This window comes from Sphaerisporangium sp. B11E5, assembly GCF_039871875.1.
In the GTDB taxonomy this organism is placed as follows: domain Bacteria; phylum Actinomycetota; class Actinomycetes; order Streptosporangiales; family Streptosporangiaceae; genus Sphaerisporangium.
Genome location: NZ_JBDPMD010000070.1, coordinates 1 through 15,312, shown reverse-complemented (window position 1 = coordinate 15,312; position 15,312 = coordinate 1). Strand labels below are relative to the sequence as shown.

The window sequence follows — 15,312 nt, the reverse complement described above, 5'->3', positions numbered from 1 at the left end:
TTAGATCACGACCCCCGATAATGGTCAACGCGACGTTATCGCGACTGGGGCGGGCGTCGCGACGGGACCGGCGGACGGGGGCGCCATGAGGAGGGGAACACGAAGGTGGACGGCATCGCCGACTACGAGTTCGTCCGGCCGCTGGGGGCCGGCAACCATGGGGATTTCTTCCTGGCACGCAGGCCGCCGCGGCTTCCCGTGTCGGCCGACCACGTGGTGGTCAAGGTCGTCGGCGGCACCGGGCAGGAGGCGTTCCGCCGCGCCACCCGGGAGCTGAAGGCGTTCGCCCGGGTGCGCTCGCCGTTCCTGGTGACGCTGTACGACGCCGGCCAGCAGGGCGGCGTCTTCTACTACTCGATGGAGTACATCCCCGGCGGCCCCCTGTCCGCCCCCGCCGAGACCCCCACCCGGGAACACGTGCTGCGTGCCGTCGCCTGCGCCGCCCGCGCCGCCCAGGCCCTCCACGAGGAGGGCATCATCCACCGCGACATCTCTCCCGGCAACGTCCTGCTGACCGCCGACGGCGGCAAACTCGCCGACCTGGGGCTCTCCCAGGTCCTCACCCCCGGCGCCACCATCACCGGCATGGGCGGCCTGGGCTCCGCCGAGTTCACCGACCCCGCCATCCTCCAGGGCGACAAACCTTCCCCCGCCGGCGACGTCTGGTCCCTGGGCGCCACCCTCCACTGGTCCCTGACCGGCCAGGGCCTCTACGGCCCCCTCCCCACCGACGACCCCCTGCTCACCCTCCGCAAGATCTACAGCACCCCCCCGTCCCTCCACCCCGACCTCCAGCCCGACCTGACCGCCCTGATCACCACCTGCCTGGCCCCCAACCCCAAACGCCCCACCGCCCACACCCTGGCCGACCAGCTCTACCGTCTGGCCACCTGACCCCGCCCCGGGCATCCCGGGCATCCCCAGAACCGGCGCGGCGCGACGAACCCGGCGCCGCCGTACGGGAACGGTGACTACGGCCGGTCGCCGGGGGCCGGGGACGAGGTGAGGCCCCAGCGGGTGCCGGTCTCCTGGCCCTGGAGGGCGCGGCCGATGACGGCGATCAGCTCGTCCTCGGACAGGACGCGGGGTTCGCCGATCGTCTTGGCCTGGACGTAGACCTGGCACAGCCACTCCAGGAGGCGGGCGCCGGCGAGGGCCTGCTCCAGGCCGGGGCCGATGGCGACGGCGCCGTGGTTCTGCATCAGGGCGGCCTGGCGGCCCTCCAGGGCGGCGGTCACGTGGGCGGCCAGCTCGGGGGTGCCGTAGGTGGCGTACGGGGCGACGCGCACCACCCCGCCGAGCAGCAGGGCGTTGTAGTGGATGGGCGGGAGTTCCGTGTGGGTGGCCGACACGACGACGGCGTACGACGAATGGGTGTGCACGATCGCCCCGGTGGGGCCGGCCCGGTAGATCGCGAGGTGCATCGGCGTCTCCGACGACGGCGCGCGGACGCCCTCCACCACCTCACCGGACAGGTCGAGCACCGGGCAGTCGGCAGGGGTCAGCTCGTCCAGGGCCACCCCGCCGGGCGACACGGTCACCAGGTCGCCCGACCGTACGCTGAGGTTCCCCGCCGTCCCGAGCACCAGCCCGGTCTCCACCATCCGCCGCCCGGTGTCGCACAGCGCCGCGCGCTCGTCGGCCAGCCTCATCCGCTCTCCCTCAATCTCCCGACATACCGCTTATGTCGGCATTCTCCTGGTCCAGCTCAGCCGTCTTCACCCGCGAGCGAACCACGATGTCGGACACGGTGCTCCGCTGAGCGAATTCTCCTGGTCCAGCTCAGCGGTCTTCACCCGCGAGCGAACCACGATGTCGGACACGGTGCTCCGCTGAGCGAATTCTCCTGGTCCAGCTCAGCTGTCTTCACCCGCGAGCCCGCCGACGGCCGGATTCTCCCGCCCCAGCCGGTCCAGCTCGCCGGTCATCAGCCGCGTGAGCGTCTCGGGGGACAACCGGTCCGGATAGAGCAGCCGATGCAGGCTGAGCCCGTCCACCAGCGCCAGCAGCCGCTCGGTGGCGTCGTCCAGGTCCTCATGGGCGGCGATCTCCCCGGCCGAGGCGGCGGCTCCCAGCAGGGACCGCACCAGGTGCCGCAGCTCGGCCGCCTCCTCCCTCTGCACCTCCAGCAGCGTGCCCCCGGCGAGGCTCCGGCCCCAGAACCCGACCTCCAGCGCCGTCTCCCCGGCCCGTTCCCCGTCCAGCGGCAGGTTGTCCAGCAGCAGCTCACGCAGCGCGGCCAGCCCGGTGCGCCCGGCCAGCTTGTCCTTCAGGCGGCGCACGATGCGCCGGTGGGAGGACCGCAGGGCCGCGAGCAGGATCTCGTCCTTGTCGGCGAAGTAATGGGTGAGCACGCCGTTGGAGTAGCCCGCCTCCTTGGCGATGGCCCGGGTGGTGGCGCCCTCGATGCCTTCGCGCAGGATCACCCTGCGGGCGGCGGCCACCACCTCCGCCCGGCGTTCCTCATGGTCGACGATCTTCGGCATCCGCCCTCCCTCGGCAAGAGCTTGACATTTTAGTCGGTCGCCCGTCTATTATCCGGCCACTTCCTCCAACGCGAAGGATCGCCACAATGTCCGTCGTCACCGTCGGGGCACACATCGTCGACGTGCTGGCCAGGCCCGTGGAGTCCATCCCGGCCGGCCAGGACACCCACCTGCTGGAGCAGATCAGGGTCACCGCGGCCGGCGCGGCGGCGGCCACGGCGGTGGACCTCGCCAAGCTCGGCGTGCCGGTCGCCTCCGTCGGCGCCGTCGGTGACGACGAGCTCGGCGACCTGCTCCTCATGGTCATGGGACGGCACGGCGTGGACGTCCGGGGCGTCGTGCGCAAGGCCGGCGAGCAGACCGCCGCGTCCATCCTGCCGATACGCCCCGACGGCGGCCGCCCGTCGTTCCACGTGCCCGGCGCCAACCTCGGCCTGTCCACCGCCGACGTCGACCCCGCCGTCATCATCGGCGCGCGGGTCGTCCACCTCGGCGGCATGGACGTGACCTGGGGCCTGCACGACCCGATCTTCCACGAGACGCTGCGCGCCGCGCGGACGGGCGGCACCGTCGTCACCCTGGACCTGCTGTCCAACATGCCGGAGCTGATGCCCGCGGCCCGGGCCTTCCTGCCGTTCACCGACCACTTCCTGCCCAACGAGGAACAGGCCCTCATGATGACCGGCGCCGCGGACGCCGAGACGGCCGCCGCCGCGCTGCTCGCCGAGGGCCCCACCTCCGTGATCGTCACCCTGGGCGGCGCGGGCAGCCTGGTGGCCACCGCGGACGGCGTGACCCGGGTGCCCGCGCTGGACGTGCCGGTGGTGGACACCACCGGCTGCGGCGACGCGTACTGCGCCGGGTTCGTCGCCGGGCTGCTGGACGGCAGGGACGTGCTCGCCGCCGCCCGGCTCGGCACCGCCGTCGCGGCCCGCGTGGCCGGGGGGCTCGGCTCGGACGCCGGGCTCGACGGCCTGACCATCGGCTCGTTCGAAAGGATCTGACCCATGTCCGACGCATCCCTGCGCGAGCGGGCCGCCAAGGTCGTGCCCGGCGGCATGTACGGCCACCTCAACGCCGCCATCTTCGCGCCCGCCTACCCCCAGTTCTTCGTGCGCGGCGACGGTTGCCGCCAGTGGGACGCCGACGGGCGCGAGTACGTGGACCTGATGTGCAGCTGGGGCCCGGTGGTCCTCGGCCACCGGCACCCCGCCGTGGAGGCGGCCGCCGCCGCGCAGCGGGCCGAGGGCGACTGCCTCAACGGCCCCGGACCCGTCATGGTGGAACTGGCCGAACTCATGGTGGACATGATCCCCTCGGCCGACTGGGTGATGTTCTCCAAGAACGGCACCGACGCCACCACCCAGGCCCTGATGGTGGCCCGCGCCGCCACCGGCCGCAGCAAGGTGCTGGTCGCGCACGGCGCCTACCACGGCGCGGACCCCTGGTGCACGCCGAGCCCCGCGGGCACCACCGCGAGCGACCGCGCCGACCTGGTCGAGTTCACCTACAACGACCTGGCGAGCGCCGAGGCCGCCGCGGCGGAGGCGGGCCCGGACATCGCCGCGATCATCGTCACGCCGTTCAAGCACGACTCCTTCGAGGACCAGGAGCCCGCCGGCCCCGCCTTCGCCCGCGGCCTGCGTGCCCTCGCCGACCGGCTGGGCGCCGCGCTGGTGATCGACGACGTGCGGGCCGGCTTCCGGCTGGACCTGCGCGGATCCTGGGAGCCGCTCGGCGTGCGCCCCGACCTGACGGCGTGGAGCAAGGCCATGGCCAACGGCTACGCCATCGCCGCCGTCACCGGCGTGGACGCCCTGCGCGGCCCCGCGCAGACCCTGTACTCCACCGGCTCGTTCTGGTTCTCCGCCGTCCCCATGGCCGCCGCCAAGGCCACCATCGAGACGTTGCGCGACATCGACGGCCCCGCCCTGATGGAACGCGCGGGCACCCGCCTGCGTGACGGCCTGGCCGCGCAGGCCGCCGCCCACGGCTTCACCGTCGCCCAGACCGGCCCCGTCCAGATCCCGTGGTTGTCGTTCGCCGGCGACACCACGCTGGAGAAGGCGATGTACTGGTCCGAGGCCTGCCTGGCCGAGGGCGTCTACCTCCACCCCTGGCACAACTGGTTCCTGTCCGCCGCCCACACCGACGCCGACATCGACCGCGCCCTGCGGGGCACCGACGCCGCCTTCGCCCGCCTGCGCGCCAAGTTCGGCGGCGACTGACCCGGTTGACGGCCCCGGTGACACCTCGCGGGACGCGGCAGTCACGAGGGGCTGAAGAGGTATCACGGACCCCGCTCCGTGCTCTTGATTGGCGAGGCGCGCCCGGCACCGCGGCCGGCCTCGGAGGGCGGAGAGCATGGAATCGCAGGGGGAGTCACGGGCACATGCCCGCGTGGACCGGCAGACGGCGCCGGAGAGATACACCTGTCCCGGTTGCGGCGCGGTGGCGCGCCTGGAGCCCATCGGCCGCGCGCTCGGCCGTGCTCCGGGCGCGGCCTCGTGGGAGATGTGGCTGCGCGCACGCGGCGACGAGATCACCGCCAAGGTCCGCATAGGGGCACGCGTCACCGAACGCACCGGCGTCGGCGACGTCGATGTCACCGCCATGCTGGCCGACGCCTGGCGCGCCGCGGCCGGCTGAGGCGGCTCGTCGCGAGCCGGGAGTGGGCTTCCGGAGGCGGCTCGTCGCGAGCCGGGGAGGAGGGCTTCCGGTGGATCGGCCGAGGCCGCCGGATGTCGAAGGGGCCGGGTGGGGGCCGGCGTCCGCTTCTACGTGACCCCGGTCAGGGGGTGTCGAAGAAGCGGCGCAGCGCGGTGCGGTCGTTGACGCCGGTGCGTTCGTAGATGGCGCCGAGGTGGTTGGCCACGGTGCGGATGGACAGGACCAGGCGCTCGGCGATGTCGCGGTTGCTGAGGCCCAGGGCGGCGAGCTGGGCGACCTCCAGTTGGCGGGAGGTCAGGTCGGGGGCGGCGAGGCCGCGGAGCGCGGGGGTGCGGGCGCCTTCGCAGTGGCGGGCCAGGGACCAGGCGCGGGTGGTGGCGGCGAGGGCGGCGCGGGTGCGGCCGGCGCGGTGCAGGCGTGCCGCCGCCTGGGCGGCGGCCTCGGCGGCGTGCAGGGTCATGCCGATGTCCTGGAAGCCGGTGGCGACGGCCAGCAGGGCGTCGCCGTCGCCGGAGACGGCGGCGCGGGCGTGGTCGCGGGCCAGCGTCACCCGGGGGCCGTCGTGCAGGGCGGGCAGCTCGGCCAGGCGGTCCGCGGCGTGCGCCGCGCCGCCGAGCCGTACGGCGTCGTGCAGGGCGACGAACTCGAAACCCGGGAGGCCCTCCGCGCGGCACTCCTCGGCGAACTCCAGGGCCAGCTCCACCGCGGCCCCGGTCTCGCCGTAGGCGGCGGCGATCCACACCCGGGTCAGCGACACCCACCGCGTGAAGCCGGTCCACGTGGCGCGGTTGCGGCCGAGTGCCTCCTCCAGGGTGCCCTCGGCGCCCGCCGCGTCCCCGAGCAGCGCCTGCGCGGCGGCGTACGCCCCCATGCAGCCGCCCACGGTGGTCGCGGTCGGGTGGTGTGCCGCGTCGTGCAGCACCCCGAGCGCCGTCTCCACCTGTCCCCGTGCCGTGGCGAGCTGCCCCTTGGCCAGGGCCAGGCTGCCCTCCCCGAGCGACCACCCCCGCTGCGCCGCCACCGCGGCCTCCATGGAGCCGACCGCCTCCTCCATGGAGGCGAGGTCCCCCGCGAAAAGCGCCGCCATCGCCCACGCCGAGTGCAGCGGGGACACCATGGCGGGTAACGCTTGCTGCCACGACCCGGCGTCCGACAGCGCCTGGCGGGCCATGGCGATCGCCTCACCGGTCCGCCCGGCGTAGCACAGCGCGAGCGCCTGCGCCTTGAGGGTCTGCGTGCGCCCCGGCCCGTCCGGCGTCTCCCGGAGCAGCGCCGCCCCGAGATCCAGCGCCGCCTTCGGCTTGGCCGCACCCGCGGTGAGGTCGAGCCTGCGCATCGCGATCTGCCGCCGCGCCACCGGATCCGCCACCGCCGCCTCCGTGCGGTCCAGCAACTCCAGCGCCTCCCGCAGCCGGTTCATCCCCCACGCGAGATTCCCGGCCCGCACCAACGCCAGCCGCGTCACCGCCCCGACCCGCTCGCTGTCCGCGTCGGCCCGGTGCTCCTCCGCGCCGGCCCGGTGCTCGTCCGTCCCGACCCGCTCGCTGTCCGCGTCGGCCCGGTGCTCCTCCGCGCCGGCCCGCTCGCTGTCCGTCCCGGCCCGCTCGCGGTCCGGCCCGGGGCCGTCCGTCCTTTCGTTCCCGTTCCGGGTGGTGCCGTTCGCCGTGGGATCGTTCCCGCCTGGGGGGCCGGCGAGGGTGGCCTCGGCCTCGGTGAGCACGGCGTGGGCCTCGTCGGGGTACTGGGCGTAGTCGAGGACGGTGGCGAGCTGTACGGCCGCGTCCACGCCGCCGCCGGCGGCCACGGCGGCGCGGCCGAGGCGGATGGCCAGCGGATAGTCGTGGGCGGACCAGGCCAGGCCGCAGGCCGACATCAGGGGGCCGGGGGAGGCGGTCGCGCCGCTCTCCAGGCGCCACACCGTCAGGCGCAGCAGGTCGTCCCTGCGCCGCGTGCCGCTGCGTTCCAGCGCGGCGGCCAGGGCGGCGTAGCGGTTGCGGCGGCGCAGCGGCGGGCAGGCCGTGCGGGCCACCTCGCCGTACAGCGGGTGCCCGAGGCGCACCGCCGTGCGCCTGCCGTCCGGGGACAGGCGCACCAGGCCCCGCCGCTCGGCCTCCTCGACCGCCTCGGGCGGGCACAGGTCGAGCAGCGTGGAGAGGCCGATGGGCTCGGCGAACGCGGTCAGCTCCAGTACGGCGCCCGCCGCGGGGGACAGCCCGGCCACCCGCTCGCTCACCAGCTCGGACAGCCGGGGCGCCAGCGGCGGCTCGCCGGTGAGCTGCCACATGCCGCGCACCGGCCGCAGCCGCCCGGAGTCGCGGGCCGCGACGACCAGCTCGTGCAGCAGCAGCGCGTTCCCCTCGGACGCCGCGGCGAGCCGCCGCACCGTGGCGTCGTCCGGCCGCCCGCCGAGCGCGGCGGCGAGGACCGCGGCGATGTCGTCCACACCCAGCGGCCCGACGTCGGCCCGGGCCGCCTGCCCGTCCCGCCAGAGCGCGGTCACGCCGTCCGGCACCGCCTCGCCGGTGCGCAGGGTCGCGACGATCAGCGCGCCGCCGGTGACCAGGTGGTGGACGGCGGCGGCCGAGGCGCCGTCCAGCAGGTGGGCGTCGTCCACCGCGAGCACGGCCAGGCGCCCGCCCGCGTGGGCCCGCACGGCGTCCGCCGCCCAGCGCAGGGGGTTGAGCAGGCCGGGCGGCGCCTGCGGCGGCAGCAGCCCGGCCAGCGCGCCGTACGGGATGCCGCCCGCCGCGCGGGTCGCCCTGATGGGGATGACGACGTGGGCGGGGGAGTGGAACGTGCGCAGCACCTCGGCCGCGAGCCTGCTCTTGCCCACGCCGGCGGGACCGGCGATGACGACGCCCCGTGCCGCGCCGTCGTGCGCCAGCTTCACCAGCCGCGCCAGGTCGTCCCGGCGGCCCGCGAACGGCCAGATCGTCATGGCCGCCTCCCGCGAGTTCTTGTCCGTGCTCACGCGGATCGTCTATGGTCCGCTTGTGGAACGCTGGGGAGCCAGATTTCTGGTGGAATGCCCGCGTTGTGAACGTGGCACCCTGGCATGCGAGCCAGATGGCCCGCATCGCGCCTTTCTGCCTCCTTCGCTCGCCCAGTATTCATTATCGGTGTGCCAGGTCTGTATGCACGTCCTTTTACTGGCGCCCGAGGAACCGTTCTCCTCTTTCGACGACGACGTCGCGGACGGCCCCCCGCGCCCCGCCCGGGTCCTGTGGCCCGAGCACGGGCGGCCCGAGGCCGGCGAGTTGCCCGTCCACCTCGGCGTGGAGCTCGCGGACGCCAAGGCGTGCCTGCGCGCCGGCGCCCATTCCTCGGCCGTGGTCACCGTGCGGCGCCTGCTGGAGGGCGTCTGCGCCGACCACGGCGTGACGGCCGTCCCGCTGTCGGCCGCGCTGCGCGAACTGCGGCGGCGTGGCCTCATCGAGGGACGGCTGCTGGTCTGGGCCGAGGAGCTGCGGGTGATCGGCAACCAGGCGGCGCACATCCGTGCCGGCCGGGTGTCGCCCGAGGACGCGGCGGACGCGGTGGTGCTGGCGGAGGCGCTGCTCGACTATTTGTACGTCTACACGCCGAAATACCGTGACCTGAGAAACCGGCGGGTGGCGGCGGGGGAACCGATTCGGGAGCCGTCACGCCTCCGGGTTCCCGACCCTTTGGCCGTGAAGCTTCTCCGCCGCGCTCGAATCACCTTTTATCAACATAAATACCCCCACGACCCCGCCCGGGGGAAATCCCGGAAACAGATCGCCGCCGAACTGGGCGTCCCCCCCGGACGCCTGGTCAAAGCCGTCCTCGCCTACGCCGACGGCAACGTCGTGCTGGCCGTGGCCCCCGTGGGCGACACCGTCGATCTGCCGGCCCTCGCCGCCGAGCACGGCGCCCGCGACGCCCACCTGGCCCCGACCGCCGACCTCAACCGCCTCGGAGCCGAGACCCTCAGCCCCTTGGGCCTTCCCCTGCGCGTCCCCACGTTCGTCGCCCCCGCCGTCACCCGCCACCCCACCGTCTACACCGCCAGCGGCCGCCACGGCCTGGAACTGGAACTCCCCCCGGCCGACCTGATCCGCCTCCTCGGCGCCAGGACCGCCCCCATCACCACCCCGTCCGCCGAACGCCCCTGAGCACCGGCTCCTCAGGGGCGGAGGCGGGCCCACTGGTAGTCGTCGTGACGGGTGCCGTCGGGGCCGGGGAGGAGGGACTTCAGGAGCGCTTCGCGGGTGAAGCCGGTGCGTCGCAGGACGTGCTGGGAGGCGTGGTTGTCCACGGCGGTGCCGGCGATGACGCGGTGGAGGGGGGTGGCGGTGAGGGCCCAGTCGACCAGGAGGGTGACGGCGCGGGTCATGATGCCGCGGCCGCGGTGGGCGGGGCTCAGGCTGTAGCCGATCATGGCCTGGCCGAGGGCGGGGTTGACGTTCATGAGCTGGATGTGGCCGGTGAAGGCGCCGGTGGCCTCGTCCCGGATGGTGAGCTCGGCGCGTTCGCCCGACAGCCACCACGTGGTGGTGTACCGGCAGCGCCGCAGGGTGTCCTCGCGGTCCGGCGGCTCGGGCGGGACGCTGTACTTCAGCACGTCGGGGTCGCAGGCCAGGGCCTGGTAGTCGTCGGCGTCGGCGAGGGTCATCGGGGCGAGCCGCACCACGCCGTCGGACAGGAAACCGCCGGGCAGGTCCGGCAGGTACGACGTCTGCCGCTCCCCGGAGTCGACCGCCAGCCGCGCGAAGGCCACGAGGTCGTCGTGCCGGCCGTCGCGCGCGGGCGCGGCGCCGCGCTGCACGCCTTCGCGCTGGAAGCCCGCCGCCATCGCCACCCGCTGGCTCCAGGCGTTGTCCAGGTCGGTGACCAGCTCGACCCGGTACACCCCCTTGTCGAACGCCCACTCGGTGAGCGCCCGGACCGCGGCGGTCGCCACCCCCCGCCCGCGCGCCCACGGCCCAACGAGGTACCCGATCTCGACCGAGCCGCGCGGCCCCGGCGGTTTGAGCGACACCGTGCCGAGCCACCCGCCGTCCGCGGCGCCCGCGATCGCGAGGCACAGCCCGCCGCGCTCCCACTGCCCCGGCACGGAGGCGAGGAACTCCTGGAAGTCGTCCTCGGTGTAGGGCACGGGGATCCCGGGCACGAAGCGCGCGATGCCGGGGTCGTTGCAGCCACGGACGACCGCGGCCGCGTCGTCGCCGGTGAGCGGGCGCAGCGCCACCGCGCCCGCGGGAATGACCTCTTCGGGGAACACCCTCAACAGCTACCAGGAACGGCCCCCGCGAGGCGAACCATATTCCGGTCCGCGGGCCCTCCCCGGGGCGGCACGGGCGGTCCCCGGCAGATATAGCCTTTCCGCATGGGTTTCCGCAGGCACGGGCCGTTCCGGCCCGGGGATCAGGTCCAGCTCACCGACCCCAAGGACAAACGTCACACCGTGACGTTGAAGGAGGGCGGTGTCTTCCACACCCACAAGGGGTCCATCCCGCACGACGACCTGATCGGCTCCCCTGAGGGCTCTGTGGTGCGCTCCTCGAGCGGCACCCCCTATCTGGCCTTCCGCCATCTGCTGCGCGACTACGCGGTGTCCATGCCGCGCGGCGCGGCGGTGGTGTACCCCAAGGACGCCGCCCAGATCGTGGCGATGGCCGACGTGTTCCCCGGCGCCCGGGTGGTGGAGGCCGGTGTGGGCTCGGGGGCGCTCGCCTGTTTCCTGCTGCGCGCGGTGGGGGAGGAGGGCCGGCTCACCTCCTACGAGCGGCGCGAGGACTTCGCCGAGGTGGCACGCAAGAACGTCGAGAAGTTCTACGGCGGCCCCCTGCCGCAGTGGCGCCTGGTGGTGGGCGACCTCGTGGCCTCGATCGACGAGACCGACGTCGACCGGGTGATCCTCGACATGCTGGCCCCGTGGGAGTGTGTGGACGCCGCGGCCAAGGCCCTCACACCCGGCGGAGTGATCTGCTGCTATGTCGCCACGACCACCCAGTTGTCGCGTACGGTGGAGACGCTCCGCGATCACGGAAGTTTCACCGAGCCGCATTCGTGGGAAACCTTGGTCCGCGACTGGCATGTCGAAGGGCTCGCCGTCCGGCCCGACCATCGCATGGTGGGCCACACGGGGTTCCTCGTCACCGCACGTCGCATGGCGGACGGCGTGACGCCGCCACCGAGGCGCCGACGACCGGCGAAGGGTGCATACGTGGAGGAGTCAGGCAGTTGAGTTCCCGTAACCTCTCGTGTCCATTTTGGAATCAACCAAGTGCGAACCTGTGCCGTGGGAACAGAACCACATGGGTATCTCCTTACTAGCAATGAAGAACCAATAACGCATTAAATGCTGAACACTGGATGTAATGACACGAACACTCCCCGGCCAGGTTACGGATGCCCCCGAGATAGGTAGGGTCTTGAGTAGTCGCCCTCGACTGGGAAGGAGGTGACTGTGGCAGCTCGCGATGACGCTGAGGCACGGGCCGCTCAGCGCGAACGAGAGGTCGCGGACCTCACAACTCAGGTCTCCTTCCTCCAGGAGGAGATCACCGCGTTGCGCCGCAAGCTTGCGGAGTCTCCCCGGCAGGCCAGGGTCCTGGAGGAACGCCTCCATGAACTGCAAGCCAACCTGGCCGCTGTCACCGGCCAGAACGAACGGCTTGTGGCCACGCTGAAGGAGGCCAGGGACCAGATCGTCGCGCTCAAGGAGGAGGTCGACCGGCTGGCGCAACCGCCGTCCGGTTTCGGTGTCTTCCTGGAGTCCCGCGACGACGGCACCGTGGAGGTGTTCACCGGCGGCCGCAAGCTGCGGGTGAACGTCAGCCCGGCGGTCGACATCGGCTCGTTGAAGCGCGGCCAGGAGGTCATGCTCAACGAGGCGCTGAACGTGGTCGAGGCGCTCGGCTACGAGACGGTCGGCGAGATCGTGATGCTCAAGGAGCTCCTTGAGGACGGCCGGCGCGCGCTGGTCATCTCGCACGCCGACGAGGAACGTGTGGTCCGTCTTGCCGAGTCGCTCCTTGACCAGCCCATTAGAGCGGGCGACTCGCTGTTGCTTGAGCCACGGTCGGGATACGTGTACGAACGCATCCCGAAGTCCGAGGTCGAGGAGTTGGTGCTCGAGGAGGTGCCCGACATCTCCTACGAGGAGATCGGCGGCCTCTCCCGGCAGATCGAGCAGATCAGGGACGCCATCGAGCTGCCCTACCTGCACGCCGACCTGTTCCGCGAGCACAAGCTGCGCCCGCCGAAGGGCGTCCTGCTCTACGGCCCGCCCGGCTGTGGCAAGACGCTCATCGCCAAGGCCGTGGCCAACTCCCTGGCCAAGCAGGTGGCCGAGAAGACCGGGCAGTCCGGCAAGAGCTTCTTCCTGAACATCAAGGGTCCGGAGCTCCTCAACAAGTACGTCGGTGAGACCGAGCGGCACATCCGCCTGGTCTTCCAGCGCGCCAGGGAGAAGGCCTCCGAGGGCACCCCGGTGATCGTGTTCTTCGACGAGATGGACTCGATCTTCCGTACCCGTGGCTCGGGCGTCTCCTCCGACGTCGAGAACACCATCGTCCCCCAGTTGCTGTCGGAGATCGACGGCGTCGAGGGCCTGGAGAACGTCATCGTCATCGGTGCTTCCAACCGCGAGGACATGATCGACCCGGCGATCCTGCGGCCCGGCCGCCTGGACGTCAAGATCAAGATCGAGCGGCCGGACGCCGAGGCGGCCAAGGACATCTTCTCCAAGTACATCACCACCGAGCTGCCGCTGCACGAGGAGGATCTCGGCGAGCACAGCTCCTCGCGGGAGGCGACCGTCGCCGGCATGATCCAGCGGGTCGTGGAGCGCATGTACACCGAGAGCGAGGAGAACCGCTTCCTGGAGGTCACCTACGCCAACGGCGACAAGGAGGTCCTGTACTTCAAGGACTTCAACTCCGGTGCGATGATCCAGAACATCGTCGACCGGGGCAAGAAGATGGCCATCAAGGCGTTCCTGGAGACCGGGCAGAAGGGCCTTCGCATCTCGCACCTGCTCGCCGCGTGCGTGGACGAGTTCAGCGAGAACGAAGACCTGCCCAACACCACGAACCCCGACGACTGGGCCCGCATCTCCGGCAAGAAGGGCGAGCGGATCGTGTACATCCGCACCCTTGTGTCGGGCAAGCAGGGCACGGAAGCCGGGCGGTCCATCGACACGGTCGCCAACACCGGCCAGTACCTCTAGATCGCGACAGAATGTGTGCGACGGCGTGGTTCCTCCCCGGAGCCGCGCCGTCGTTCGCTTCGGAGGGTACGTCGAGGGGCGCGCGGACCGGCGGGACCCGCTGTCGGCGCGACGGTCTAGGCTCGGTGGTGACGGGCGGCGCGACCGCGGTGTCCGGGTGCGACAGAGCACAAATGAAGGGCTGAGAGCGTGACGGTACGGCGGGTGATGGGCATCGAGACCGAGTACGGGATCTCCGTACCCGGGCAGCCGGGCGCGAACGCGATGGTGACCTCCTCACAGGTGGTCAACGCCTACCTCGCGGCATCGGCCGCGCGGGCGCGCCGTGCCCGATGGGACTTCGAGGAGGAGAATCCGCTCCGCGACGCTCGCGGCTTCGACCTGGCCCGTGAGATCGCCGACCCGACCCAGCTCACCGACGAGGATCTCGGGCTGGCCAACGTCATCTTGACCAACGGCGCGCGGCTGTACGTCGACCACGCGCACCCCGAGTACTCCACCCCCGAGTGCACCAACCCCCGCGCGGCGGTGATCTGGGACAAGGCCGGCGAGCGGGTGATGCACGACGCGGCGGTGCGCGCCTCCGCCATGCCGGGGAACGCTCCCATCCAGCTCTACAAGAACAACACCGACAACAAGGGCGCGTCCTACGGCTGCCACGAGAACTACCTGATGCGGCGCGCCACGCCGTTCGCCGACATCGTGCGCCACCTGACGCCGTTCTTCGTGTCCCGCCAGGTGGTGTGCGGCGCGGGCCGGGTCGGCATCGGGCAGGACTCCCGGGGCGAGGGCTTCCAGATCAGCCAGCGGGCCGACTTCTTCGAGGTCGAGGTGGGCCTGGAGACCACGCTCAAGCGGCCCATCATCAACACCCGCGACGAGCCGCACGCCGACCCCGAGAAGTACCGGCGCCTGCACGTCATCATCGGCGACGCCAACATGTCCGAGATCTCCACCTACCTCAAGCTGGGTTCCACCGCCCTGGTGCTCGCCATGATCGAGGACGGGTTCCTCACCGTCGACCTGTCGGTGGAGAGCCCGGTGGCGGCGCTGCGGGCCGTCTCGCACGACCCCACCTGCAAGCACGAGGTCGTGTTGCGCGACGGGCGGCGCATGACCGCCGTGCAGCTCCAGATGGAGTACCTGGAGCAGGCGCGCAAGTACGTCGAGGACCGCTTCGGCAGCGCCGTCGACGACATGACCAAGGACGTGCTGAACCGCTGGGAGTCGGTGCTCACCCGCCTCGCCGAGGACCCCATGCAGTTGTCCAGGGAGCTCGACTGGGTGGCCAAGCTGGAGCTGCTGGAGGGCTACCGCTCCAGGGACGGCCTGGCCTGGTCGCACCCGCGGCTGCAGCTCGTGGACCTGCAGTACTCCGACATCCGCCCCGACCGCGGCCTGTACAACCGCCTGGTGGCTCGCGGGCGCATGCAGCGGCTGGTCTCGGAGGAGGACGTGCAGCGGGCCATCGAGCTGCCGCCCAACGACACCCGGGCCTACTTCCGCGGCCGGTGCCTGCGGCAGTACAGCGAGTCGGTGGCCGCCGCCTCCTGGGACTCGGTGATCTTCGACATCCCCGGCCGCGAGTCGCTCCAGCGGGTGCCCACCCTGGAGCCCCTGCGCGGCACCAAGGCCCACGTCGGCGAGCTCCTCGACCGCTGCCGCACCGCCGCCGACCTGGTGGCCGCCCTCACCGGCGAACGCTAGCCCGGCGGCCCCTCACCCGCCGGACACCGAGCCCGGGGGACACCGAGCCCGGGGACACCGAGCCCGGGGGACACCGAGCCCGGGGGACACCGAGCCCGGGGGACACCGAGCCCGGGGGACACCGAGCCCGGGGGACACCGAGCCCGGGGGACACCGAGCCCGGGGGACACCGAGCCCGGGGGACACCGAGCCCGGGGGACACCGAGCCCGGGGGACACTGAACGCTGGGATGCCGAGCCCGGGGGACACCGAGCC

General features: G+C 72.5%; 12 protein-coding genes. 8 read left to right on the top strand and 4 right to left on the bottom strand.

Translation table 11 applies throughout. The features are described from left to right. Positions 1-105: 105 nt before the first annotated feature. On the top strand, positions 106-894 hold the full coding sequence (locus ABGB17_RS36205; RefSeq protein ID WP_347638393.1) for a serine/threonine-protein kinase: 789 nt from the start codon (positions 106-108) through the stop codon (positions 892-894). Positions 895-971: 77 nt separating this feature from the next. Here the strand turns inward: ABGB17_RS36205 and ABGB17_RS36200 are convergent, their stop codons facing one another. Both ABGB17_RS36200 and ABGB17_RS36195 read right to left on the bottom strand, forming a co-directional pair. After that, positions 972-1,652: a class II aldolase/adducin family protein gene (locus tag ABGB17_RS36200; RefSeq protein ID WP_347638391.1), complete on the bottom strand. Its 681-nt coding sequence runs from the start codon at positions 1,650-1,652 to the stop codon at positions 972-974. 204 nt (positions 1,653-1,856) lie between these two features. Continuing rightward, positions 1,857-2,486: a TetR/AcrR family transcriptional regulator gene (locus ABGB17_RS36195; protein WP_347638389.1), complete on the bottom strand. Its 630-nt coding sequence runs from the start codon at positions 2,484-2,486 to the stop codon at positions 1,857-1,859. A gap of 86 nt (positions 2,487-2,572) precedes the next feature. Between ABGB17_RS36195 and ABGB17_RS36190 the strand changes: the two genes are divergently transcribed. From ABGB17_RS36190 to ABGB17_RS36180, 3 genes are all read left to right on the top strand, one after another. Then, positions 2,573-3,490, top strand: coding sequence for a PfkB family carbohydrate kinase (locus ABGB17_RS36190; RefSeq protein ID WP_347638387.1), 918 nt, complete (start codon positions 2,573-2,575; stop codon positions 3,488-3,490). A 3-nt stretch (positions 3,491-3,493) separates the two neighbouring features. After that, a complete protein-coding gene (locus ABGB17_RS36185; RefSeq protein WP_347638385.1) occupies positions 3,494-4,714 on the top strand; it encodes an aminotransferase class III-fold pyridoxal phosphate-dependent enzyme in 1,221 nt (406 codons plus the stop codon). Between the two features lie 136 nt (positions 4,715-4,850). Further along, positions 4,851-5,135 carry a hypothetical protein gene (locus tag ABGB17_RS36180; RefSeq protein WP_347638383.1) on the top strand — a complete coding sequence of 95 codons (285 nt, stop codon included), beginning with the start codon at positions 4,851-4,853 and terminating at the stop codon, positions 5,133-5,135. A gap of 142 nt (positions 5,136-5,277) precedes the next feature. On the opposite strand, the gene ABGB17_RS36175 is transcribed toward ABGB17_RS36180, so the two are convergent. After that, on the bottom strand, positions 5,278-8,127 hold the full coding sequence (locus ABGB17_RS36175) for a LuxR family transcriptional regulator (protein ID WP_347638381.1): 2,850 nt from the start codon (positions 8,125-8,127) through the stop codon (positions 5,278-5,280). A 163-nt stretch (positions 8,128-8,290) separates the two neighbouring features. Here ABGB17_RS36175 and ABGB17_RS36170 point away from each other — a divergent pair, with 163 nt between their 5' ends. Beyond that, positions 8,291-9,289: a YbaK/EbsC family protein gene (locus tag ABGB17_RS36170; RefSeq protein ID WP_347638379.1), complete on the top strand. Its 999-nt coding sequence runs from the start codon at positions 8,291-8,293 to the stop codon at positions 9,287-9,289. 11 nt (positions 9,290-9,300) lie between these two features. Here ABGB17_RS36170 and ABGB17_RS36165 read toward each other — a convergent pair whose 3' ends face one another. After that, the gene (locus ABGB17_RS36165) at positions 9,301-10,398 is read right to left on the bottom strand and encodes a GNAT family N-acetyltransferase (RefSeq protein WP_347638377.1); all 1,098 of its coding nucleotides are present in this window, start codon (positions 10,396-10,398) and stop codon (positions 9,301-9,303) included. 105 nt (positions 10,399-10,503) lie between these two features. Between ABGB17_RS36165 and ABGB17_RS36160 the strand changes: the two genes are divergently transcribed. The 3 genes from ABGB17_RS36160 (at position 10,504) to dop (ending at position 15,057) form a co-directional block, all read left to right on the top strand. After that, on the top strand, positions 10,504-11,364 hold the full coding sequence (locus ABGB17_RS36160) for a tRNA (adenine-N1)-methyltransferase (RefSeq protein ID WP_347638375.1): 861 nt from the start codon (positions 10,504-10,506) through the stop codon (positions 11,362-11,364). A gap of 222 nt (positions 11,365-11,586) precedes the next feature. After that, complete coding sequence (gene arc, locus ABGB17_RS36155) at positions 11,587-13,350, top strand: proteasome ATPase (RefSeq protein ID WP_347638373.1); 1,764 nt, start codon at positions 11,587-11,589, stop codon at positions 13,348-13,350. Positions 13,351-13,539: 189 nt separating this feature from the next. After that, positions 13,540-15,057 (top strand): depupylase/deamidase Dop, encoded by a 1,518-nt coding sequence (gene dop / locus ABGB17_RS36150; protein WP_347638371.1) that lies wholly within the window; start codon positions 13,540-13,542, stop codon positions 15,055-15,057. Positions 15,058-15,312 lie beyond the last annotated feature (255 nt).